The 22,157-nt window shown below is 56.2% G+C and carries 19 protein-coding genes and 1 other RNA gene; 11 read left to right on the forward strand and 9 right to left on the reverse strand.

What is annotated here, in order from left to right:
- Positions 1–93: 93 nt before the first annotated feature.
- Both C7H10_RS16020 and xrt read left to right on the forward strand, forming a co-directional pair.
- A complete protein-coding gene (locus C7H10_RS16020; RefSeq protein WP_244178311.1) occupies positions 94–1,116 on the forward strand; it encodes a GNAT family N-acetyltransferase in 1,023 nt (340 codons plus the stop codon).
- 12 nt (positions 1,117–1,128) lie between these two features.
- On the forward strand, positions 1,129–2,679 hold the full coding sequence (gene xrt, locus C7H10_RS16025) for an exosortase (protein ID WP_106695644.1): 1,551 nt from the start codon (positions 1,129–1,131) through the stop codon (positions 2,677–2,679).
- Here xrt and C7H10_RS16030 read toward each other — a convergent pair.
- The 9 genes from C7H10_RS16030 to C7H10_RS16070 all read right to left on the reverse strand — a co-directional run bounded on the left by C7H10_RS16030 (position 2,612) and on the right by C7H10_RS16070 (position 15,883).
- Entirely contained in the window at positions 2,612–3,697 is a 1,086-nt protein-coding gene (locus C7H10_RS16030) for a glycosyltransferase (RefSeq protein ID WP_106695645.1), read from the reverse strand. The two genes, xrt and C7H10_RS16030, sit on opposite strands and share 68 nt — an antisense overlap.
- A 67-nt stretch (positions 3,698–3,764) precedes the next feature.
- Positions 3,765–4,442 (reverse strand): PEP-CTERM sorting domain-containing protein, encoded by a 678-nt coding sequence (locus C7H10_RS16035; protein ID WP_106695646.1) that lies wholly within the window; start codon positions 4,440–4,442, stop codon positions 3,765–3,767.
- Between the two features lie 145 nt (positions 4,443–4,587).
- Positions 4,588–6,552: a PA14 domain-containing protein gene (locus tag C7H10_RS16040; protein WP_106695647.1), complete on the reverse strand. Its 1,965-nt coding sequence runs from the start codon at positions 6,550–6,552 to the stop codon at positions 4,588–4,590.
- Positions 6,553–6,672: 120 nt separating this feature from the next.
- Entirely contained in the window at positions 6,673–9,369 is a 2,697-nt protein-coding gene (locus C7H10_RS16045; RefSeq protein WP_106695648.1) for a tetratricopeptide repeat protein, read from the reverse strand.
- Positions 9,370–9,420: 51 nt separating this feature from the next.
- Entirely contained in the window at positions 9,421–10,791 is a 1,371-nt protein-coding gene (prsR, locus tag C7H10_RS16050) for a PEP-CTERM-box response regulator transcription factor (protein WP_072677426.1), read from the reverse strand.
- Between the two features lie 135 nt (positions 10,792–10,926).
- Positions 10,927–13,062, reverse strand: a complete 2,136-nt coding sequence (gene prsK, locus C7H10_RS16055; protein ID WP_106695649.1) for an XrtA/PEP-CTERM system histidine kinase PrsK — start codon at positions 13,060–13,062, stop codon at positions 10,927–10,929.
- Positions 13,063–13,160: 98 nt separating this feature from the next.
- Positions 13,161–14,108 (reverse strand): SDR family oxidoreductase, encoded by a 948-nt coding sequence (locus tag C7H10_RS16060; protein ID WP_106695650.1) that lies wholly within the window; start codon positions 14,106–14,108, stop codon positions 13,161–13,163.
- Positions 14,108–14,923 carry a lysophospholipid acyltransferase family protein gene (locus C7H10_RS16065; protein ID WP_072677423.1) on the reverse strand — a complete coding sequence of 272 codons (816 nt, stop codon included), beginning with the start codon at positions 14,921–14,923 and terminating at the stop codon, positions 14,108–14,110. Before C7H10_RS16065 ends, C7H10_RS16060 begins: the two co-directional genes overlap by 1 nt.
- A gap of 39 nt (positions 14,924–14,962) precedes the next feature.
- Positions 14,963–15,883: a D-hexose-6-phosphate mutarotase gene (locus C7H10_RS16070; protein WP_106695651.1), complete on the reverse strand. Its 921-nt coding sequence runs from the start codon at positions 15,881–15,883 to the stop codon at positions 14,963–14,965.
- Positions 15,884–16,006: 123 nt separating this feature from the next.
- Here C7H10_RS16070 and C7H10_RS16075 point away from each other — a divergent pair, with 123 nt between their 5' ends.
- The 9 genes from C7H10_RS16075 to C7H10_RS16115 all read left to right on the forward strand — a co-directional run bounded on the left by C7H10_RS16075 (position 16,007) and on the right by C7H10_RS16115 (position 22,136).
- Positions 16,007–16,768 carry a 2OG-Fe(II) oxygenase gene (locus C7H10_RS16075; protein WP_106695652.1) on the forward strand — a complete coding sequence of 254 codons (762 nt, stop codon included), beginning with the start codon at positions 16,007–16,009 and terminating at the stop codon, positions 16,766–16,768.
- A gap of 81 nt (positions 16,769–16,849) precedes the next feature.
- An RNA gene (gene ffs / locus C7H10_RS16080) (signal recognition particle sRNA small type) lies at positions 16,850–16,946 on the forward strand.
- Between the two features lie 119 nt (positions 16,947–17,065).
- Positions 17,066–18,922 carry a DNA polymerase III subunit gamma/tau gene (gene dnaX, locus C7H10_RS16085; RefSeq protein ID WP_106695653.1) on the forward strand — a complete coding sequence of 619 codons (1,857 nt, stop codon included), beginning with the start codon at positions 17,066–17,068 and terminating at the stop codon, positions 18,920–18,922.
- Between the two features lie 4 nt (positions 18,923–18,926).
- The gene (locus C7H10_RS16090; RefSeq protein ID WP_106695654.1) at positions 18,927–19,250 is read left to right on the forward strand and encodes a YbaB/EbfC family nucleoid-associated protein; all 324 of its coding nucleotides are present in this window, start codon (positions 18,927–18,929) and stop codon (positions 19,248–19,250) included.
- Between the two features lie 38 nt (positions 19,251–19,288).
- Positions 19,289–19,891, forward strand: coding sequence for a recombination mediator RecR (recR, locus tag C7H10_RS16095; protein ID WP_106695655.1), 603 nt, complete (start codon positions 19,289–19,291; stop codon positions 19,889–19,891).
- Between the two features lie 16 nt (positions 19,892–19,907).
- On the forward strand, positions 19,908–21,059 hold the full coding sequence (locus C7H10_RS16100) for a ribonuclease D (protein ID WP_106695656.1): 1,152 nt from the start codon (positions 19,908–19,910) through the stop codon (positions 21,057–21,059).
- Positions 21,056–21,349, forward strand: coding sequence for a YcgL domain-containing protein (locus C7H10_RS16105; protein ID WP_061331097.1), 294 nt, complete (start codon positions 21,056–21,058; stop codon positions 21,347–21,349). The genes C7H10_RS16100 and C7H10_RS16105 overlap by 4 nt, the downstream gene beginning before the upstream one ends.
- A complete protein-coding gene (locus C7H10_RS16110) occupies positions 21,346–21,792 on the forward strand; it encodes a YcgN family cysteine cluster protein (protein WP_106695657.1) in 447 nt (148 codons plus the stop codon). Before C7H10_RS16105 ends, C7H10_RS16110 begins: the two co-directional genes overlap by 4 nt.
- Positions 21,792–22,136: a hypothetical protein gene (locus C7H10_RS16115; RefSeq protein ID WP_061331099.1), complete on the forward strand. Its 345-nt coding sequence runs from the start codon at positions 21,792–21,794 to the stop codon at positions 22,134–22,136. The genes C7H10_RS16110 and C7H10_RS16115 overlap by 1 nt, the downstream gene beginning before the upstream one ends.
- The last annotated feature ends 21 nt before the right edge of the window (positions 22,137–22,157 follow it).

Genomic DNA, 22,157 nt, shown 5'->3' on the forward strand with positions numbered 1-22,157 from the left:
TTTACGGTTCGCAGGCTCTCCGAGGCGGATTTTCTGGACCTTGAGGACAACTGGGTAGAACTGCTCAAGCACAGTGATGCAGATCCTTTGTTTATGAGCTGGGCCTGGCAGGTTTCGTGGTGGGAGACGTGGAACCGGGAATTGGAGCTGGAACTTCTGTTGCTAGGAGTCTACGACCAGTGCAACGAACTTGTAGGTCTTGCTCCATTGTATCTGAAGTCTGTCAGAACTCCTGTGGGCTGGCGGGTACGCCGTCTGCATGTGATTGGTAACGCCTGGAAGCTAGGGCCGACGGTTCGGACGGAATACGTTGGGCTAATTGTTGATCGCCGCTATCAACAACCGATTATGTCACAGCTTACAGATTATCTGGCTGGGTTCGCCTGGGACGAGATGATTGTGGCGGATGCTTCGCCCAGATCCATGAATTTATTGGAGCCGGCCTTGTCAGAGAGTATGGGTATAGCCCGGCTGGTCAGAAGTGAAGCGGAAGGGGTTCTTGTTCCAGTTGAGTCTGGCTACAGGCGCTGGTTGGAACGACTGGGAAAGAACACCCGCCTGAAGGCGTTCAACCGCCGAGCGGTGTTCGAAAGCGAAGTTGCAGGTGAATATGTTCCCTGGGACGACCCTGAGAGCTTTTTACAGGAGTTGAACCAGTTCCATCGTGAGCGTTGGGGCAAGCCTTGTTTTGACCGGCACGCGGTGCGCTTTCATCTGACGTTCCTCAGCCGGTTGGGTGTTGGCCAATTAGCCAGGCTCTCGGCGCTGAAGGCCAGGGGGCAGGTGGTCTCAGTGCTCTATGATGTACAGGCGGGCAACCGTGTATACAACTTGCAGGCGGGCTTTATGGAGCGTTTCCACCCAAAGCTGTCACTGGGCACCTTGCATTTAGGCTACGCCATTGAGGCCGCATTTCATGATGACACCGTGATTGGTTACGATCTACTGGCCGGTTCTGGTAAGAATACGTTTTACAAAAGCCGCTTTCAGGGCGAGCAGGTGGTTTTTACCACAGTGGAGTATGTTCGTTCCCCAGTGTTAAAACTGGCGTATGGTGCCCGGGCCTGTTTGCCCCAACAACTTGTGTCTTCCGTCAATCGATTTTTTCGTCTTTAGGCAGGTGTAGTGATGAGCAGGGAATGGATTCCGAGTCCGCAGGTAGTCAGGCAACTTTGGCCTTTTCTGGCGACCTTCTGCCTTATTGTTCTGGTCACTTTCCCGACGATTGAAGGGATTGTGTCGCGCTGGCTCAAACTGGATGAGTCCTACTCTCACGGATTTTTGTTGGCCGCGGTTTCGCTGTTCCTGACTGCCCGGGCAGCAATGATCCATCCGGTTAAAGCCGGCTTTTATCCTTTTTGGCTGGTGCCGCTCATAGTGTGCTTAACGGTGTACTGGCTGGGCGGATTGATTCGCCTTCAGGCGTTACAGCAACTGGTGATGGTGCCCATGTTACTCAGCGCCTTCGCAGTATTGATGGGGTGGCGCCAGGTACGGTGGTTTCTGGTGCCCCTTGGGCTCCTGTTCCTGACGGTTCCAGTCTGGGACTTCCTTTCCTGGACACTCCAGTTAATCACGGTCGCTGTTAATCAGTTCCTTCTTGGTTTTGCGAGCATTGAGTTTGAGGTTGAAGGGGTCTTTGTTTACCTGATTGGCGTAGGCACCTTTGAGGTCGCGCATGGGTGTTCCGGCCTGCGTTATCTGCTGGTTGGGCAGGCGCTGGTACTGATTTACGGAGAGATGTATCTTTCCCGCCTGAGGTCGCGCGTCACCTTGTTCTGCCTCGGGGCCGCGTTTGCGCTGGTTGCGAATTGGATTCGCGTATTCGTTATTATCTATCTGGGTTATGAGACGAACATGCAGTCCAGCCTGATCGATGATCACGACAACTTCGGTTGGTGGGTGTTTGCCGGTACCCTGGTGCCGCTCTACTTCATAGCACGACGTCTCGAAATCAAAGACGATTTGGCGATTGCGCAACAAAAGGCTAGAGAGCCGGAAAGCATGTATCCGAGCGGAAATCCGGCCATTGCGGTTGTGGTCATCATGATTGCAGGGCTTTCCACCTGGATTGCGCTGCCAGAGCGGACGTCGGCCGTCAGTTCTCAACCGGCGGCGTTGGCCCTGGACCTAAGTGAACATTATGGGCCCGTATTCGGGGCGCAACTGGCGGGCTGGAGACCTCAGATACGCAACCCGGACCGTGTGTATGTTCAAACACTGTTCGACCGGGAAGAGGTCCGGGCAGGGCAGGGTGCTGAAGTGACGTATTATTTTGGGGTCTTCACCTATGAATTCCAGCGGCACAGAGCAGAGCTGATCCAGTACAGTAATCGCTTGTATGATCGGGAGGTTTGGACGCCCGAGCACTTTTTTCATGTTCCAAACTCGCTGGACATCCCGGTACAGGGTATTACCTTACGCAACCGTATGACAGGCCAGAGGATACATCTGGGCTACACCTATCTTGTACAGGGCCAGTGGGAAACCGATCAGTGGCGGGCCAAGCTGGCGCAGGTGTCAGGTTTTTTCAACCACCGTGATGATGCCAGTCTGCTGATTACTGCGATTAGTTGTGAGAACTGCAACGCTGAAGAGGCATTGACGGGCTTTATCGAACGGGCTTTTCCTGAGGCGTTGTCCCGGATTGATCTAGAGGTTGTTCGGCCAGCTCGTTGACGGCCTTTGTGAGACGGCTCAGGAACGCTTGATGATTGAAATCGTACCACTGGGTGGCATTGTGGGCTATGCGATCCAGATGCTCTGGCGATTCGCTGAGCGCCTTGTCTATGACCTTCTCCAGGCTGCGTTTTGAAACCTTAAACCGGGTGCCCAGCCGGAAAGGCTGGTTTTTCTCTGGCTCCGCAAGATAGCCACGACACTCTTCAACCAGTTCATTCATCGGTGGGGCATCCGTGGTGACCGTCACGCATCCGTTTGCCAGCGCTTCGGCCAACACCTGCCCGTAACCTTCGACCTCAGAGGGTAAGATGGCGAAGCTTGCCTTTTGCCATAGTGCTTCAATTTCCTGATCCGTTAGATTGCTCGCGATCTCGATATTTGAGCAAGAGTAGTCGGCGGGATTAAGGTGTTGGCTCACCACCATTATTCTCGGCCACTCCGGGTGTTGTAACCAACAGTCCAGAACCACGCCTGTTCCTCTGAACTGGCTGTTTCCGGCAATGTGTATTGCCAGGTTTAGGTCCTTTTCTGCGGGATCCGGCGCGTTTGACTTCGCGGCTCCGGTAAAACCAAGATAGGTTGATTTCGAATGGAACTGGGAGAAGATGCCAACAGCGTGCTTGGTTTTGCACTGAATACGGTCGATAAACCGAAGATAAGGCAGGCGTGACTCAATAAACCATTCCTGATTGGGTATCAACCAGTGGGATTTGCCGCGGTTGAGATAAGATAGCCTGATGTTTTCCAGGTGGATGACCAGATCCGCTCTGGCCTGACGTGGCGGTGTTCTCGCGATGGCTGCGCGAGTGGTGTAGTAAAGATTGCCGACACTACTTGGCAGATATCGGCTTAGCAGTCGATACCGGTAGTGGGATAGCCGGCTTTGCCATTCCGGTGTTGGTGGCAAATGTTCTACCTGACAAGCATGGCCCATGGATGTTATCGCCGACTGGAGAATGTCAGCATCCTTTGCTAACCCGCGCCCACTGCTAGCGGATACGATGAGGATGTCCATGGGTCACCACCAGAAAGAGAAAAGCCCTGCAAAGGCAGGGCTTTAAAGCGTAGCACAGAGTTGCATGTCAGGCTTTTTTACGGCCCTTCATACGCACTGCGATACCGGCCAGGCCGAGGCCCAACAGAGCCAGGGTGCCAGGCTCAGGGACTTTGGATGCACGAACGGCAATAACCATGTCGTCATGGTTATCATCGCCAACGTAGCCATCGTCCAGGCTGATGATGAAGTAATCGTCTTCAACAAAGAACAGGTTGAAGTTGGTGCTGGAACTCGGGCTGGCGGTTCTGAACTGGCCACCATTGTTGGCGTCGTTCACAATATCCATGCCAGTCTGAATAGTGAATTTGAAGTCCAGAAGGGCTCCCAGGCCGCCGTAGAATACGGTGCTGAAAGTGTCATCTGGTGTGCTGTTGGTATCAAATACCAGCGTGTCGCCCCAGTAAAACTTGTTGTTATCTGAAGCTTCTTTACCCAGATAGGTAAAGGTCAGCTTGAATGGATCTGCTGAGGTTGAGGTCAGGTTGTGCCCGAACAGCACTGAGTCACCAACGCTGTACAGCGGGGCGTCAGCAGTCCAGGTGCCGGCAACGCGGGTTGCGTAATCGTTATCGCCAGGTACAGTTTGCTCGGCGGCTGCGCCGGGGGCATTTCCGTTGGCAACGGCGTCAATGTAGGCTGCCTGTGCGAAACCGGAAAAACCAACTACGGCTGCCAGTGCGATGCCTTGTGTAAGTTTGTTCATTTGAGTCACTCCTCCAGTGAGTGGTCGAATTTTTACAACACCCTTCAACCAAAGCAGATAGTGTGCCAGATTTTAACTCATTGATTTTAATGCATTAATTCTTTCTTTAGTCTGGGCGATGTAAATTAATTCGACGATCTCTCTTTTACTGCACACTGTACTGAACTGGATCTGACGGTTCGCTACTCAGTCCGTTGGTGTCAATCACCCTTATAGTGAAGTACCAAGCTCCCGAGGAGAGCCCTTCTATCCTTGCTTCAGTTGTGCCCGCTGGAACCTCTTGGATCTGGGGCATGTTTGTTGGCGCTTGGCCGTAGTTGATCAAATACCCGGAGATTTCGCTGAGTGAGATACTGCTGCCGTCTACGCGTGTAAGGGGCGGGGTCCAGGAAAGTGTGACGCTGCCCGCGCTGGCGCCATTGTCCGATGGTTCGCTGGTTACCGGCGCATCCGGTTCAGATACGGTCTCAAGTGTGTACGGGTGAAGTCCTGACTGGTAAGCCTGCAACACGGTAATACCGCTGTCATTAAAGACTTGATCGGCGACAGGTTGCAGCAGCGGTAAACCGTATCGGAGCTTGTACAGGTCGTCTATGCCGTCGTTGAGTGAACTGTCGCTGGTCGGGCTATCAAGAGATAGGGTTTGCACCACGTTTTCCGGGTTAAGACTTTGCCCGGTGGCTGTATCGGATATCACCAGGCTCGCAGAGGCGTCCCATCCTGATTCGAAATATTCCATAGTAACCGCTACGGGTATCTCGGCCGGAAGGCTGGCTGTACTGGTATAGGTGGTGGCGGATTGGTTTTTCCACTGATTGATAACCAGATTGCCATCAAGGAACAGGCGAACACCATCATCTGTTCTTGTGGCAAACGTGTATTCGCGCGTGCCTTCCGCGTGCGGCGGAGTAAACCAGCCCTGCCACCGAATACTGAAATTATTATTGGGCATATTGGCAGACGGACTGCCACTTCCCCAATTAAAATTAATGGCGGTGTCTCGCTGAGTGTAAACAAAGCTGTCAAAGTTTACGCCTGTGAAATACTGGCCAACGTATCCTGGCTGGTAGGTTGCTTCAGGCGCAGGGAAATCCTCAGGATCCAGTGGGTTTGTGCCCGCAAGGTATTCCTCAAGTACAGAGTATCCGTCTCCATCCAGGTCTCGCGAGGCATCGGTTGGGTCTGTGGGATCAAGGCCATAAGCGTATTCGTAACCATCGGGGATACCATCACCATCGGTATCTGCAAGGTTGGGGTCTGTGCGCGCCCAGAATTCATCCAGTGCTGTAAGCAGGTCTCCGTCGGTGTCTGACATCGCATCCGTTGGGTCTGTCGGGTCCAGGCCGTAATAGATTTCCCAGTTGTCGTAGAGGCCATCACCATCTTCATCCAGCGGTGGATATTGGGCGTTATACGACAAGCCCTTTTCACCATCGAAAAATCCGATACGGTAGCCGAGTTCATAGGCTTCTTCGGTGGTCAGTTCCGGTTGGGTGCCCGGGGTTGTCTGCGCAAAACTGTGCAGGAAAGGGCCATCGATCACCTGTTGATTCAGCCCGGGTCCGGACCAGGCCACGGTAAAGTGGTCATCCCAGCCGCCTTCTTTGTGCCTCAGCTCGAAATAGTATTTTTGTCCGGCATCAAGGTAATGAGTGCCTGAGGTTTGCGAGCTGTAGCGGGTGAAATTATCGAGCGGGGTCGCCATGGTTGAGGCGATTCGAACGATATCTTCCGGAGACTGTGAAGGGGAGAGCCAGAGTTGAGTTTCGTCGTCACCTGCAATGTAGAAGGTGTATTCACCCGTTGCGGGGGGTTCTAAATAGCCACGAATCAAGGTGCCGTAATTGTTGGCCCGGTTGGCTGCGCGCCTTAACTGGTTGAGTTCTGTAATTTCGTCAGGTGAGTCCGGGAATTTCTCGGCGTCTATCATGCTTTGAACGTTGTTGCCTGATATGCCATCAAAGTACCAGGCGTCGACTTTTCCCGGTTCGCTGACTTCGGGAATGGCAGCAGTGGGTGGTAACTTTTCAATGTCCCGGTACTGCCAACTCTGGCAACCACCGAGAAAAACCACCACCACACCGAGGCCGAGAATCTTCTTGGCAGCCATAACTCACCTTCCTTGCGCAACGATACATTGTGTAAAGTATTGTTGCAGTGTGTTAGGGCTGCCACCGAGTCTTAGGAACGTTTCGCTATCTGCCTACCGCGCTTATAGCGTTAACCTCTGTCAGGCCTCGTTATCCAGCTTGGTCAGAATTCGCCTGGCGTCGTCATCCCTGCCGGCTGCCCTGTAGGCCTCCACCAGATGCATGGCAATTTCGCGGGAGCCTGGGTCCAGCTCGTGCGCTTTCTCAAGCACAACAAGGCTTTGTTGTTGCTCACCGGATTCAAACAGTATCCAGCCATAGGTATCCGCCACCGCTGCGCTGTCGGGGACCAGTTCGTAGGCTTTCCTGGCAGTGTCCAGGGCCCGATTATCACCCGTTTCGTAATACAACCATGCCAGGTTGTTAAGGGCTACCGCATTGGTCGGGCTGAGCGATACCAGCTGTTCGTAACTCGCCTTGGCTTTGTCTTGTTGGCCCGTCTGCTGATGTGCCATGGCCAGGCTGAGCATGATTCTGGTGTTGTTCGGGAACTGCTCCAAGGCGCGTTCAAGAGATTCCAGTGCCGCGGTGGGTTGGCCTGCACTACTGAGTGCTCTGGCTCGGGCAACTTGCAGCTCTGGGGTGTTTCGTTTGGTGAGTGCGAGCTGATAGAGCTCAGCGGCTTGTTGGTGTTCACCTTGGCTCTCGTAATAGCTGGCTTCCAGCTGATATGGGCCTGGGGATTCGGGGTTGTGTTGTTTTGCGTCCCTCAGAGCGTCTCTGGCGGCAGCGGTATTGCCATTACGGAATTCGATAGAGGCCACTTTCAGGGCCATGTCTTCGTTATCCGGGAACAAGGTGCGGCCCCGATTGAGTATCTGTAGCGCCCGTTCGGTTTGTCCACGCTGTACCATTTGCGTTGCGATACCGTCGTACACTGTGGCGACCAGTGGCTCGGTGGGAGCTGGCGCATCCGCTTGCTGCCGCTCCATCAGCTGGGCAGTGAGTTCGTCGGCTTCGGAGGTGTTGTTCTCAATGAGTGCTGTCTCAAGAAGAATCAGGCGCGGCCCTGCCGCTTCCGGGTTGTCCTCGCGTATGCTTCGCATCAACTCGGTTAGGTCGTCTCTGGGCAGGAGGTTGGCAATTGCTTGCAGTGCTCCGCGGTTGTCGGGCGCCAGCCTTACGGCCTGAGTATATAGTTCTCGGGCGGTGTCATTATCATCGCGCAACCGGGCCAGGTTACCGAGCCCTACCAGAGGCGTCGGGTTGTCGGGTGCCGCTTTGTGTGCCTGCTCGAAGAACTTCCGGGCGTTGTCCATGTTCCCGGTATTGCCGGCCAGGTTGCCTTTTGCAATCAAAGCGGCCACGTTGGCCGGCTCTTTGCTTAACAGGTCGTCCAAGGCCTGATGTGCGGCGTCGGGGTTGCCCGAGGCCATCTGCGCCTGGCTTACTAGTATCGTGGCCTGGGTCGATTCAGGAGCCTCTGCTGGAATCTGGCGAGCCTGGCTGATGGCGGCCTCATAGTCCTCGCGTTGGGCAAGGTAGGTGGCGTAGCGCAGCCGAAGATTGTGGTTATCCGGTTGCAGTTCGAGGGCCCTGTTGATGAGTTGGCGGCCACTCTGGTCGTCACCGCTGGCGAGAGAAGCGATGCCAACCAGAGCCAGAGTTTGTGGGTCGCTGTCGCGATCCTTGAGGTCGTCAAGCAGTGTTTTGGCGCCCTGGGGGTCTCGCATGGAGATTCTGGTTGCGGCCAGAAGCTTGCGAACACCGTCGGTGTCGTTCATCTCCGCGAGGGGTTCCAGCAGGCTGGCGGCTTCTTCAGTGCGGCCCTGCCGGAAACGGATAACGCCCAGCATCAGGGCACTTTGCTGGTGCCCGGGCGCCTGGTTCAGCACTTCCTGTAAAAAGCGAGCAGCGGTATCGAGATCTCCATCGTTATAGGCGGCGGCTGCAGCTTCAAGGTTGCTCTTGATGGTTCCGGGCCCGGACTTGGCAAGGATTTCCTCATAAACAAAGGCTTCTGCTGATTTGCCTTGCTGGCGAAGAACCGTTACCAGAGCTGAGATGGTCTGGTACTTTCGGTAAGTCATCACGTCGTACTGGCCAATCGTTTCCAGTGCGCGGATATAGTTTTGCTCTGCCTCGGCCCATTGTTCCTGTGAGTGGGCGAGTTGTGCTTTCCATAGCCAGATGTCTTCATGGTCAGAATCGATGGTTTCTGCCTGGCTGAGCAGTTCGCGGGCTTTGGCAATGTCGCCCCGGGCGGCGGCGATTCTGGATAACCCGACGGCGGCGGTGACGTTTTGATCGTTGCGTTGAAGGGCATCGTTATAGGCTGCCTCGGCCCGATCAAAATCGCCGGCCGATAACCAGGCCTGGCCCCTCAGGTTATCCGCCTTGAGTTCCTGATCCCGAGAGGGTGAGCTAATCTGATCCAGCGCCTGGACAGCTTCTGCGGTTTTTCCCTGCAATATCCTGGATTCCGCGCGGATTAACGCGGCCTGGTTCATCTGGGACTGGGTAAGGGTGTCTTCGGACCGGTTCTCCAGGAATTGGTCAAGCTGGCGCTCGGCGTTAACAGCATCTCCTGCGGTCAGCAGGTTGTTGATGATGACGAAGTAGGGATCAATGCGCTCAGGCTGCATCTGGATGGCGCTGCGAGCCTCAATGGTGCTCGCCCTTAACTCCCCCTGGCGTTGGAAGAACCGCGCCTGGTCAAGGTGGCTGATATACTGAATGTCGTCCTGTGACATGTCCGGCTCGCTGTTGCAGCCAGTCAGGCTTAACGCGATGGCAGCTGAAAGCAGCGACACTCTTACAACGTTACTGATTTTCATGCCCTGTTCCTTCCTTTTATCGGGGTCTTGTTCTGAATCCGTTGGGGTTGGTCACGCACCGCTTGAGGCGGTGGAGGTTTCAATCCGGTATTTGTCTGTGAGGTTATAGAGCGTTGGGCGGGTGACCCCCAGCAGTCTCGAAGCCTGCGCCATATTAAAGTTGCTGGTGGTCAACGCCTGTATGATCGCTTTACGTTCCGCCGCTTCACGAACCTGGCGAAGGTTTAGCTGGTAGTCAGCTTCACAGCCGTCGGCGGGGAGCACCAGGTCGTCTGCGGTAATCCGTTTGCCGTCAGCCATAATGATGGCCCGTTTCACTTTGTTGATCATCTCCCGCACGTTCCCTGGCCATCCATAGGCATTAATGGCCTGTACAGCGTCTTCGGAGAAACACAGGTTGGGTCGGTCGAGCTGCTTGCCAAGGGTTTTCAGCAACGACTGGGCTATTACCAGAGCATCGCCTTCACGTTCCCGCAGGGCTGGCACATCCAGGGTGATTTCACTGATCCGGTAGTAAAGGTCTTCCCGGAACTCACCCTGGCTGATCAGGTCCTGAACATTTCTATGGGTCGCGCAGACCACCCGGACGTCTACCGGTATGGGTTTGACTGAACCCACTCTGTCTACCACTCGTTCCTGCAGGAACCGCAACAGTTTTGCTTGCAGGGCCATGGGCATGTCGCCGATCTCATCGAGGAACAGGGTTCCTCCGTTGGCACTTTCAATCTTGCCTTTCTTCGATTGCGTCGCGCCGGTAAACGAGCCCTTTTCAAAGCCGAACAGCTCACTTTCCAGAAGGTTCTCCGGGATGGCGGCACAGTTGATGGCGGCAAAGGGTTTGTCAGCCCGGTGGCTGAGATCATGCAGTGCTCTGGCCAGAAGTTCCTTGCCAGTGCCGGTTTCTCCGGTAATCAGAGTAGTAACGTCTGCAGGGGCGACTTTTTCAACCGTGCGGCAGATGGCTAGCATTTCAGGGCTGGCGGCAACAATGCCTTTGATGGTGGTGCCGTTGCCCTGGCTGGCCAGTTCACGGTTCTCTCTTTCAAGCTCTGCAAGCCGGAACGCGCGGTTGACCACGAAGGTGAGGATGTCGGCATCCAGCGGTTTCTGGTAGAAATCCGATGCGCCCATGCCAATGGCTTTGACCGCGTTTTCTTTGTCTTCCCGGCCAGTCACCACAATGACTTTGGTCATGGGGGCCAGGCGTAAAATGTCTTCCAGAAGCGCAAAGCCCTCGGATGCTCCGCCTGGGTCGGGCGGCAAGCCTAGGTCCAGAGTAATAACTTGGGGTTCAAGGCGCCGAAGGGCCGTGAGAGCGGCCTCACGGTCTGATGCAACAGATACGTCAATGTCGTCGCTGAAACACCAGCGCATCTGGCTCTGCAGGCCGGGGTCGTCTTCTACAATCAGTAGCTGCTTCACAACAACACTCAATCCTTTGGTCTGTGTACGGCACGGCTGCCACCATTGGCTGAACCGGCATTTCCATGGTTATGATTCTTAACTGAACATTGACACTTTGCAATGCTGATTCAGAAAAATACCTTCGGGCGACGATTAGTTGACGGTTTTCTGTGGGTGTACGGTTTCCTGAATTGGCACACTCGGGGCCGCAGCCCGTATTTCGGCTTCGGACGTGAGCAGAGGAATCCTGACGGAGAAGCAAGACCCAACGCCTGGCTCACTGGTGACATCAATATTGCCGCCTAACTCCAGGATGTACTCTCTGGCCTGGTAGGCGCCAATGCCCATGCCCGTCAGGCCTTTGGTGCTTTCGAATGGTTTGAATAGCTGGCTGCGGATGAAGTCGTCGGTCATGCCGGTGCCGGTGTCCTGAATGAAAATCACAACGCTGCCTTTGGCGGTTTTCAGGTTGATGGATATGTCGCCGTCTGCCGGGGTTGCATCCTGGGCATTCTGTAACAGGTGGCCGAGCACGCTCCGCAGCTGTTCTTTATCCGCAGACACAAAGATGTTGTCTGGGCTGCCCTGCAGTGAAGGTGCAGGAGCCCGGTGGCTGTGATGGGCGATCAGCTCCTGGACCAGTTCGGTCAGGTTTATCGGGCTACGGTTTTCTTCTGCCGGGCTGGAAGGTTTGCGAATGTGGTCCACGAGGTTGGCCATTTTGCGTACTGCGTGGTCTGTGGTGGCGATCATGTCGTCGATAAACGCCGGGTTGTTCCGATGCTTGGGGGCGTTTTTAACCAGCAGCGACAGCTGCGCAATCAGGGTTTTCAAGTCGTGCACCATGAAAGCCGAGGCTTTGCTCACGGCCTCGAACTGCATGGCCCGCGAGAGACGGTTCTGGGCATCCATCTGGGCGAGCAGATTACAGGTCTGTCGGGCTACCACTTTGATTAGGTCGAAGTTTTCCCAGTTCAACTCAACCTTTGAATAGGGGCGCCCCACCATGGCAACGCCGTAAAGCTCGTTGCCGAGGTACAGGGGAATAATCAGCCAGGCGTCTGGGGTGTTGGTGATGGGGTCAGGAATTTCCAGCAGGTTGTAGCGTATCGGGTCGGAGCGGTATTCGTTCAGATCAATAATCCATTCCCGATCCGTGAAAAAACGGACCAGTTCCGAATCACTATCGATAATGGTGTATTTGGGCGTAGCCAGGTTAACGCTGGCTTTCAGCAGGTAATCGCCCTGGTCGCTGCGAAGCCAGATGGCGCCAGCGTTGCTCTCCACCAGGCCTGCGAGAATCCGGATGACGCGCTCAGGCAGGGGAGGATCGTTGCTCAGATTGGCCAGTTCACGGGTCATTCTCAGCCATTCGTTCCGGTAATCGTACTTGTAGTCGAAAAAATTCTGGCTGATGAACACCATCAGCTTGGCCCGGATTCGCCTCGACAATAACAGGGTGACCAGAAACGCCAGTGAAACGCTGATGAACAGCACCTGCATGGCTTCGCCCCACGCTCCCCCCAGGGCGCGAACGTAGTAACCACCTACGGCAAGGAACAACAGGTATCCGCCGGCGAACAGGAAGGTGCCCACGTGGAAGACCGCGGACCGCGAAAGCTGGAAATCCACCGGTTGTTTGCGGGTATTGATAATGTTAACGGCAAACAGCGGCATTAACGCGGCGTTAACGAAGCCCCTGGCATTCCAGAACGAATCGGCGACTTTGCCGAACAGCAGGGCATCGGCGTACATGAAGAAGTCAAAGGTGAAGATGGTGGCAACACCAATGCAGAGGTACTTCATGGAGGACCGGCCAAAGCCCGGGGCGTTGCGCCAGATCTGTTCCACCAGTGACAGCCCGAGCAGGGCCAGGGCGATTTGCCCGATGACTTTGGTTTTGCCATCCAGCAGGGCGACGCCAAGGATAAATTCAAGGCTGCCAAGGGTCAGTAGGGTTGCGATCAGAATGAAGAGGGAGGCGCCAAGCACTTTTTTGAGCTGGCTGGCGAGCTTGCCCTGGCGAAAAGCATCCCGCAGCATGGCGAACAGTAGCAGGATCCAGGCCGTATCTCGAAGCAATTCAAGCAGGTAACGTACGAAAAAGCCGGGGTGCCCCCAAAGGCTCTGGGAGACCAGGGTGCTTGCCCACAAGGTGGTGACCAACGCCGCAAGAAACAGGGCGCGGTCAAGATCCCGCCGGAGATAACGTGTAGCGATCAATACGGACAGCACCGCGAACAATGCCGCCGCCGCACCGTAGCTGATCACGCTGATGTCCCTGAGCATTCGGTCTTTCCTTGAACCTGGGTTCTGTACTTATTCTGTACAGGGTAGCTCTGAATTCCCGGTTCCGTCTATGGGTATCGGTGTTTTCCCGGCCTGGTTCACACTGGCCGTTTGTTGTCCCGATAGTAACGGAAAATATCCTTCAACTGACGCCTGGGGGTAAACCCGAATTCCCTGGCAAAGGCTCGGCCATCAATCACCACCGGGTACTTGAAGAACGCCATCAGGTAACTCGGGAAACTCCTGAGGTTCAGAATACTTGAAATCGCCTTGGGAACGATGGGTGGAATGGACGGCAGCGGAATGCGCTGGCATCCGCAGAGTTTCAGGGCCTGCTGATAGGCTACCCAATCCTGGGGAGCGACGTTGAACACGCCTTTCACAGGTTTGTTCCAGGCCAGTACGATGGCATCCGCCATGTCGTCGATGTGGATGAACTGCATCATCGGCGAGAAGCCGGCCAGTACCGGAGCCCGGGAGCTGCCCAGTAGCGAGCTCATGGAATTTCGCACACCGGGGCCCACGATGTTGCATGGCCGAAGAATGGTGATGTTCAGCTCCGGATAGCGCCAGAGGTAAATGTTGGCCAGGTTCTCCAGTTCCACTGAATCCACAAGATCCGCGCTCAGGCCCGCGCTTTTGAGGGGAGCGGATTCATCAATCAGGGCCGGGTTGTAGGCCACGGCGCCGTATACGTGATAGGTGGAGAGAACAATCACCCGGCGAATACCGTACTTCTGGGAAAGATCCAGCAGCTTCTGGGTGCCCAGCACGTTGGCGTTATAGCGGCGCATGCGGGTGAGCTGGCTGGACAGTATCCGGCCCAGATGGATCACGCCGTCAAACTGATATCGCCTGAACAGGTCCTCGAAAACCCGTTTATTGAAGTCGATGCAATAGCTGGGGATGTCGTCTCCCAGATACACCTGCTCACGGAAGTCCACGGCGACCAGGTCGCAGGTTTCCCTGAGGCGGCTGATGACTCGTTGCGCCAGCGCGCCGGCGGCGCCAGTCACGAGGATGTGGGGTCTGCGTTTGGTGGTCATCAGAACAGCCTTTTCCTTTCACTGAGCCCTTTGTCGATCAATCGGCTGATTTCAGCCTTGACGGCTTCCACCCGCTCGGTCACCTGTTCTTCCGGGATTTCGGTATTGTCGAAATGCATGGGCGGGCCGAAGTTCAGGTGTACCTTGGCCGGAAGAATCACGGGCAGTGCCACCGGAACGTAGGGCACGCCCAGTGCGTTGGCCAGTGGCTTTATATTGGCAATGGCAGGGATGGTTTCCTCGCAACCCACCACACCTACCGGAACAATCGTCGCGTTGTATTTCATCGCCAAATGCATGAAGCCGTTACCGAAGCGCTTGAGCTGGTAACGGTCACGGTACAGTTTGCCGGAGCCGCGAACCCCTTCGGGGAAGACGATCACCGCTTCATTGTTCTCCAGCATCTTGGCGCAATTGACCGGGTCCCCAAGAACGGCGCCCATCTCATTGAGCAGGTTGCCCAGCCAGGGCACGGTGGGAAAGAACCGCTCGATCATGGCCCGGGGAATACGGGGATTTTCTTTTCGTGATGCCAGGGCGTAGCCGATGAGGAGGCCGTCCAGGGGGAGCTGGCCGGAATGGTTGGCAATGATCAGAACCGGGCCTTCGGCGGGCACGTTGTCGACGCCTGAAGCCTGAACACGAAAGTACTTCTCGTAGATCTGCCGAGTAAGGGAGAAGCCGTACTTGATGGCCTCGTTGTTATAACCCCAGGGGTCGTAGCCCAGGGAGCCGATTGGCTTGCGGATTCGCTCTATCTGCTGGTCCAGTTCGGCTGGTACCAGCCTGGATTTGAGAAACGATGCCAGGCCCATGCCTGCTCCCTGTCTGGTGGATTTGGATTTGCGGCGCCGTTAGATGCGGCCGATCAGTACGCCCAGAGTGTGGCTCTGGCCCTCATTCAACACCCGATAATCGCCAGCGGCATTGGCTGTTTCGACACACAGCATTTTTTGCCAGCCATTGCCGGGGAAGTCCGAAAGCCGGGCAGATTTGTCCGGTCCGGGATTCCACACCACGGTCGAATCACTGCCCACCGAGGTCAGCTTGCGTTTGCCAAGTGGTGTCACCACTGTAAGGGACTCGCCGGATTCATAGATTCTGTCGGTCTCACCCTCGAAATAGACCGGGCCTTCCTGGGTGCAATACTCCCAGTCTTTCAGAGTGTCTATGTATTGACTGTTGCCAAGGCCAAGCACACGGGTGCGGCTGATGTCAGCGGTTGGCAAATAGGTGTGCAGGGCCTGGCTGAACGCCAGTGGCTGGCGTGAGAGGTTAGTGGTGGTCAGTGCAATCTGGCACCCCCTGACCGAGAAACTGAACGTGGCCAGCACCAGTGCGTGACCATCCCATTGCTCGGCGAAATCCTCGTTGGCATTCAGCGACAGGCTGATCTCCACTTCATGGGCGCTCTCGCGCACATCCTCCAGGCGCCACAGGGCTGTGCGGGCAAAACCGTGTGCAGTCGGTTCATGAACCCGCTTGCGGATTTCCGGCGGGTTTCTGGCAGGGTCGCCAAACCAGGGCCAGCAAATTGGAATGCCACCCCGGATTGCCCGGCCCGGTTGGAATTTGGCCAGCTCACTCAGCCAAAGCCAATTGTTCTGGTCCCGCGGGGAAAAATGAGTCAGGTGTGCGCCTTGAAGAAAAATAGTGGCCTGAAACAGAGGATGATGCACCTCCAGGGCCTCGAGCTGGCCGATGGTTTGCCAGCGGGTGAACGACCATTGTCCCGGTGTCACCGAGACCGGTGGTTTGTTACTGCTTTCAGACATAGCGTGCGACGACTTCCTTTGCGATGACTTCCTTAAGGGTATCTGCTTACCAAGAGAGTAAATTAAATCCGCCGCGCCGGCGAGTTTGATCATACAATAGCCTAAAATTCAGGGGGTGTATTGATGGATTCTGATAGCCAGAGCGCGGTTATTGTTCCACTGCCGGAGCCTCGGCTCGAACATGGCCAGGGACATTTCGACCAGGTAGTGGGCGAGGGCTCGCTGGCGGGTACTGCGGGCGCGCACGACGTTGATCGTGTTGACGCTCGGTGGCTGGATCAGTTGGCGGATGACTTGAGCGAACACGCCTGGCTGGAGCTGGATCTTGCTGATCGCCTGCCGGAGGGCTTGGTGCCGGCCCTGCTCAATGAGGTGAAGATTCTCGAACGCACCGAAGCGATGAGCCGGGCTGGTATCGGGCGTGGAGCGGATCTGGTGAAGGATCGCAGCGTTCGGCGAGACAGTATTGCCTGGCTGGAAGGGTTTACCGAACCGCAGGCAAGTCTTTTCAGGTTTCTGGACCAGTTGATGGCTGGCCTCAATCAAAGGCTGTTTCTCGGGCTTAAACGGTATGAAGCGCATTATGCGACCTATCAGGCCGGCGACTTTTACAAGTGCCACCTCGACAGCTTTCGCGGGCGAGCGTCCCGGATGATCAGCCTGGTGCTTTACCTGAATGACGACTGGGGCCTGGAAGACGGCGGCGAATTGCAGGTGTTCAGCCCACGGGAAGAGGATAGGGCGATTGGCCTTGTGCGCCCGGAAGCTGGCCGTGCCGTACTCTTCCTGAGCGAGGAAGTGCCCCATGAGGTGCTGCCGGCAAGGCGAACCCGTTATAGCATTGCCTGCTGGTTTCGGCAGGATGAAGTGCCCTTGCCGCTCTAGGCCGTTGTAGTCCTTATATCCTTCTGATAATATGCGCGCCGCTTTCGGGGTAAAAGTCCCGGAACGCCGTTATGGTGGCCCCATTGGTGCCCCCGCAACATGAAACCGTGAACCCGGTCAGGCCCGGAAGGGAGCAGCCGAAGCGGTGGATGTGTGTGCCGGGGGATTGCTGATGGGGTCACCCCCAGATTTCCCTCCCCTTTGTCCTTGAAACAACGTTCCCTGAAACAACTTTTCTTCTTTAGAATCACGGTCCATGCTAAGGTTAGGCTCGATTTTCTGAGTAGTTGAAGGATCATGAGCTATCAGGTTTTAGCCCGAAAATGGCGCCCCCGCACCTTTGAGGACATGGTGGGCCAGGAGCATGTGCTACAGGCATTGGTGCATGCGCTTGAGCACCAGAGGCTGCATCACGCCTACCTGTTTACCGGCACCCGGGGCGTGGGTAAAACCACCATCGGGCGATTGTTGGCCCGCTGCCTTAACTGCGAAACAGGCATCACCGCCAACCCGTGTGGCAAGTGTGGGAGTTGTCAGGAAATCCTGGAAGGGCGGTTTGTTGACCTGATAGAGATCGATGCGGCCTCCCGCACCGGTGTTGACGACATGCGTGAACTGACAGACAACGTTCAGTACGCCCCCAGTCGCGGCCGCTACAAGGTGTACCTCATCGATGAGGTGCACATGCTCACCAACCAGTCCTTCAATGCCTTCCTCAAGACCCTGGAAGAGCCACCCGAGCACGTCAAATTCCTTCTGGCCACGACCGATCCCCAGAAACTGCCGGTGACCGTGCTATCCCGCTGTTTGCAGTTCAACCTGAAGCGGATGACACCGGAGCACATCGTAGGCCACCTCAAGCACGTATTGACCGAAGAGCAGATTCCCTTTGAGGAGCCTGCGCTCTGGCTGCTTGCCCGGGCGGCGGACGGCAGTATGCGTGATGCACTGAGTCTGACCGACCAGGCGATCGCCTTCGGCAACCAGAACCTGGCTGCCAGTGATGTCAGCAATATGCTGGGCACCATTGACCAGCGTGACATTGAACGCATCGTTACAACGCTGGTCGAGCGGGATGGCCCCGGTCTGCTGGCGGAGATCAGCCGCATTTCAGATTTTGCGCCGGATTACGCGGTCATTCTGGCGGATCTGTTATCGCTCTTTCACCGGGTCACCATGGAACAGGTAGTACCGGGCAGTGCCGACAATGCCCTGGGCGATGCCGCTCAGGTTCAGTCACTGGCGAAGCAGTTGAGCGCGGAAGACGCCCAGCTGTTCTATCAGGCGGCGTTGATGGGTCGGAAAGATCTGGCGGTCACGCCGGATGCCCGGATGGGGTTCGAAATGACCCTGCTCCGGATGCTGGCTTTCCGGCCGGGGGCTGATCGCCGTGAGCCGCCAACTGTTGCCTCTGGTGGCAACGAGGGCCAGGCGCGCGCCGAACCGGAACCCGACCCTGCGGCGGTTCAGGGCTCTAAGCCCGAGCCCGACGCTGAACAAACGCAGGCGCCCGAGCAGAATCCTGAGCCAGTGCCGCAACCACAGCCAGAACCAGAGCCTGCGCCACCCCTGATGGAATCGCCCCCCTGGGATCCAGAGCCCGGCGACCCGGCCTTGAGCCTGGAGCGTGAAGAACCCGAGGCGTTTGCCAGCGAGATGGCGCCAGAGCCCGCGAAAAGTCCGGTTCTTGAAGAAGTCCAACCGCAAGGTCCGGTGGAACCGTATGTTGAGCCTGTTGTCGAAAATCAGGAGCCGGTAACCGCGGACGGATTTGTGTGGGAACGGGATTTTCGCCAGTTGGAGATTACTGGCATGCCCGGTAACCTCGCCAGCTACAGTGCCATGGCGATGGACGGTCAAACCGTGGTGTTAACGCTGGATGAAGGCCACGCCCGGCTGCTGAATGCTCGCCATGAAGAAAAAATCCTGGCGGCCTTGAGATCTCGCTTCGGTGATGCCACTTCACTGAGAATAGAGCAGGGTGAGCCAGGGCTTCACACCCCGGCCGCCTGGGAAGAACGGCAACGGGCAGCCAGGCAGAAAGCGGCAGAGCAAGCGATCCGTCAGGACCCGGTGGTAAAAAGTATTGTTGAACGATTTGAAGGGCGGGTGGTTGAAGAAAGCATCCGCCCCATCGAGACAGGCAGGAGATGAACAGATGATGAATAACATGGGCGACCTGATGAAAAAGGCGCAGCAGATGCAGGAGCAGATGCAGAAGGCCCAGGAAGAGATTGCCAAGGCGGAAGTCACGGGTGAGTCCGGTGCTGGCCTGGTCAAGGTGACCATGAACGGTCGCCATGACGTTCGCAAGGTAGACATTGATCCGTCGCTGCTGTCTGAAGACAAAGAGATTCTTGAAGATCTGTTGGCGGCGGCCGTTAACGATGCCGTACGCCGTGTTGAGGCGAATCAGAAAGACAAGATGTCTGGCATGATGTCCGGAATGGGGGTGCCCCCCGGATTCAAGATGCCGTTCTGAACCTGGCCCCGGCCCGCCATAGTCTTTGAGGAGCGTTCATGGCATTCAGCCCCCTGGTTGATGAATTGGTTGAATCTCTCCGGTGCTTGCCCGGAGTTGGTCAGAAAACAGCACAGCGCATGGCATTTCATCTGCTGGAGCGGGGCCGCTCCGGTGGCACCCGGCTAGCCGGTGCCCTGAGCCAGGCCATGGACGGTGTGCGTCGTTGTAACAGCTGTCAGAATTTCTCCGACACCGAAATCTGCCATATCTGCGAGAAGCCTGAAAGGCGCACCGGCACCCTGTGCGTTGTGGAAAGCCCTTCCGATCTGCTCGCCATCGAACAGGCCGGGGATTATCGGGGTGGTTATTTCGTGCTGATGGGGCATTTGTCGCCGATTGATGGCGTAGGCCCGGAAGAAATTGGTATTGAACGGTTGCTACAGCGGGTCCGTGAAGAGGGTGTGACTGAACTGATCCTGGCGACCAATCCCACCGTCGAAGGCGAGGCAACTGCCCACTACATCGCTGACCGCCTGGATGGCCAGAATATCCTGATCACCCGTCTGGCCCATGGCATTCCGGTGGGTGGCGAGCTGGGCTATGTAGACGGCTTCACACTTACCCATGCATTCCGGGGCCGAAAGCCCCTGTCTGAATAACGTCTCAGGTTCCTCCATGACTCTTTCCGCACCGGCCGTTACCATTCCCCCGGCCCCTGACACTGTTCGCTGGATTCGCGAGCCAGATACCCTGGACAACTGGCTGGACGCCCTCGAGCCCGGGGTACCGGTGGTGCTGGACACAGAATTTGAGCGAGTCTCTACCTTCTATCCCATTCCCGGTCTGGTGCAGCTGGGTGGCGGCGGTGAGTTCTGGCTGATTGATCCGGACGTAGCCGAGGCCTCCGAACGGTTTCGGGAGATGCTGGCGGATAGCCAGCGACCAAAGCTGTTATACGCCATGAGCGAAGACCTTGAGCTGTTCCGGCATTGGCTGGATGTGATGCCTAAAGGTGTGTTGGACCTCCAGATTGGCGCGGCACTGGCCGGTGCCGGGTTTTCGGTGGGTTATGCCCGCCTGGTGGAAACCCTGTTCGGTGAAACCCTGGATAAATCCGTTACCCGGTCCGACTGGGTGGCCAGGCCATTGAGCCCGGAACAGGAGCGCTATGCCCTGGATGATATCCGTTTTTTGCAACCGGTGTATGAGTGGGTTTGCTACGGCTTGCGCGAGCGCGGGCTGGAACAGGCTATGGCCGACGAGTCACAGCGCTTTGCGGATGAAGCAGCCAGCCTGGAGGACGCCGGGCAACACTACCTGAAACTTCGTGGTGGCTGGACACTGAATCGGGAACAGCAGGCGGTTCTGCAGGCCTTGGTGGTTTGGCGGGAACAGGAGTGCCGGCGGTTGGATCGCCCCCGAAACCGAGTGTTGAATGATGGCTTGCTGATAGCCATTGCCGAGCGCTGCCCTGGCTCGCTCAGAGCCCTCAATGATGTCCAGGGCGTTCCGGGCGGCATTGTAAAGCGTTATGGCGAACACCTGCTGGAATTGGTTCGGGGTGCCAGAGAAGCTGACCACACCAATCTGAAGCCCATACCCAGGCCGCTGACCCGAGATCAGCAAGCGCTGTTCAAAAAGGTTAAGCGTTGCTTCAGAAAAGTGGCAGAAGATACTGATATACCCATTGAATTGCTGGCGCCAAGAAAACGCCTTGAAGGCGTTATTGAAGAGGGCACCATGGCAGGTAATCCGTTTTTTGAAGGCTGGCGCAGGGATATACTGGCGCCGGTCGTCCCGGAAATTGAGGAGCTTCTCGTACAATGAAAGACCGTGAATTTGTATCGGTGTTTCGCAGCAGTAAAAAAAGCGATACCTACATCTATGTTCGCCGTGGCCAGGTTTGGGATGATCTCCCGGAGGCTTTGCGTTCGATCTTCGGGCAGCCGGTTCACGCTATGGATCTGCTGTTGAGCCCAGACAAAAAGCTCGCCAGGACCACCGGTAAAGAAGTGCTGGAGGCGTTGGCCGAGAAGGATTTCTTTCTGCAGATGCCGGAAGAGCAGGAAACTTATATTGTTGATTTTCGGCGAAAAATCGAGCAGCGTGGACAATGATTGCAGAGATTCCCTTCTGGCAGCGTAAGCACCTGAACGAAATGACCCGGTCAGAGTGGGAATCTCTGTGTGATGGCTGCGGGCTTTGTTGCCTGCAGAAGCTTGAAGACGAAGACACCGGCGAGGTGTACCACACCGACCTGGTCTGCGGTTACATGGATACGCAAACCTGCCGTTGTACCGTGTATTCTGACCGGCTGAAGAAAGTTCCGGGTTGTACGGTTCTGACACCGGAAACGGTATCAGACTACCACTGGTTACCGTACACCTGTGCTTACCGAACGTTGGCGGAAGGCCGGCCCCTTGCGGACTGGCACCCCTTGCGATCCGGTGATCCTGAATCCGTGCATCGCGCCGGGGTTTCGGTAAAAGGCAAAGTCGTCTCTGAGGACAGCGTGCCGGAAGAGGATTGGGAAGACCACATTATTCACTGGGTTCTGTAATGATCGATACTGATGCTTCACTAGCTTACGGAATTTTCTGGGCGGCCTACGCAGTCGCTTTCGTTGTGTTGTTCTACATGATGAAAGCGCTGTTTCGGATACTGCCATTCTATGGTGTGCGGACGTTGCTGCTGTCGGCCCTGGTTGTTTTATTTCTGACGCCCGTAGAGTCTGCAGAGCTTGCAGGCTGGTGGATTCCCGCCTGGTTGTTCGCCGGTTACGAACTTATTCTGGGAGACGCCGACGCGGCCGGCAGGGCACTGCTGAATTTCAGCATTGCCGCTCTGGTGATGTTGTTGGTCTGGATTCTGGATCTTGTCCGGTATCGGCTGGTGCGCAAATAACTCCAAGAACGTGCGAAATAT

The organism is Marinobacter shengliensis, from assembly GCF_003007715.1.
Classification (GTDB): domain Bacteria; phylum Pseudomonadota; class Gammaproteobacteria; order Pseudomonadales; family Oleiphilaceae; genus Marinobacter; species Marinobacter shengliensis.

Bases quoted from the DNA above. Each gene is read 5' to 3' on its own strand.
- C7H10_RS16020 (WP_244178311.1), top strand. From the start codon at position 94: ATGAGCTGGGCCTGGCAGGTTTCGTGGTGGGAGACGTGGAACCGGGAA.
- xrt (WP_106695644.1), top strand. From the start codon at position 1,129: ATGAGCAGGGAATGGATTCCGAGTCCGCAGGTAGTCAGGCAACTTTGG.
- C7H10_RS16030 (WP_106695645.1), bottom strand. From the start codon at position 3,697: ATGGACATCCTCATCGTATCCGCTAGCAGTGGGCGCGGGTTAGCAAAG.
- C7H10_RS16035 (WP_106695646.1), bottom strand. From the start codon at position 4,442: ATGAACAAACTTACACAAGGCATCGCACTGGCAGCCGTAGTTGGTTTT.
- C7H10_RS16040 (WP_106695647.1), bottom strand. From the start codon at position 6,552: ATGGCTGCCAAGAAGATTCTCGGCCTCGGTGTGGTGGTGGTTTTTCTC.
- C7H10_RS16045 (WP_106695648.1), bottom strand. From the start codon at position 9,369: ATGAAAATCAGTAACGTTGTAAGAGTGTCGCTGCTTTCAGCTGCCATC.
- prsK (WP_106695649.1), bottom strand. From the start codon at position 13,062: ATGCTCAGGGACATCAGCGTGATCAGCTACGGTGCGGCGGCGGCATTG.
- C7H10_RS16060 (WP_106695650.1), bottom strand. From the start codon at position 14,108: ATGACCACCAAACGCAGACCCCACATCCTCGTGACTGGCGCCGCCGGC.
- C7H10_RS16065 (WP_072677423.1), bottom strand. From the start codon at position 14,923: ATGGGCCTGGCATCGTTTCTCAAATCCAGGCTGGTACCAGCCGAACTG.
- C7H10_RS16070 (WP_106695651.1), bottom strand. From the start codon at position 15,883: ATGTCTGAAAGCAGTAACAAACCACCGGTCTCGGTGACACCGGGACAA.
- C7H10_RS16075 (WP_106695652.1), top strand. From the start codon at position 16,007: ATGGATTCTGATAGCCAGAGCGCGGTTATTGTTCCACTGCCGGAGCCT.
- dnaX (WP_106695653.1), top strand. From the start codon at position 17,066: ATGAGCTATCAGGTTTTAGCCCGAAAATGGCGCCCCCGCACCTTTGAG.
- C7H10_RS16090 (WP_106695654.1), top strand. From the start codon at position 18,927: ATGATGAATAACATGGGCGACCTGATGAAAAAGGCGCAGCAGATGCAG.
- recR (WP_106695655.1), top strand. From the start codon at position 19,289: ATGGCATTCAGCCCCCTGGTTGATGAATTGGTTGAATCTCTCCGGTGC.
- C7H10_RS16100 (WP_106695656.1), top strand. From the start codon at position 19,908: ATGACTCTTTCCGCACCGGCCGTTACCATTCCCCCGGCCCCTGACACT.
- C7H10_RS16105 (WP_061331097.1), top strand. From the start codon at position 21,056: ATGAAAGACCGTGAATTTGTATCGGTGTTTCGCAGCAGTAAAAAAAGC.
- C7H10_RS16110 (WP_106695657.1), top strand. From the start codon at position 21,346: ATGATTGCAGAGATTCCCTTCTGGCAGCGTAAGCACCTGAACGAAATG.
- C7H10_RS16115 (WP_061331099.1), top strand. From the start codon at position 21,792: ATGATCGATACTGATGCTTCACTAGCTTACGGAATTTTCTGGGCGGCC.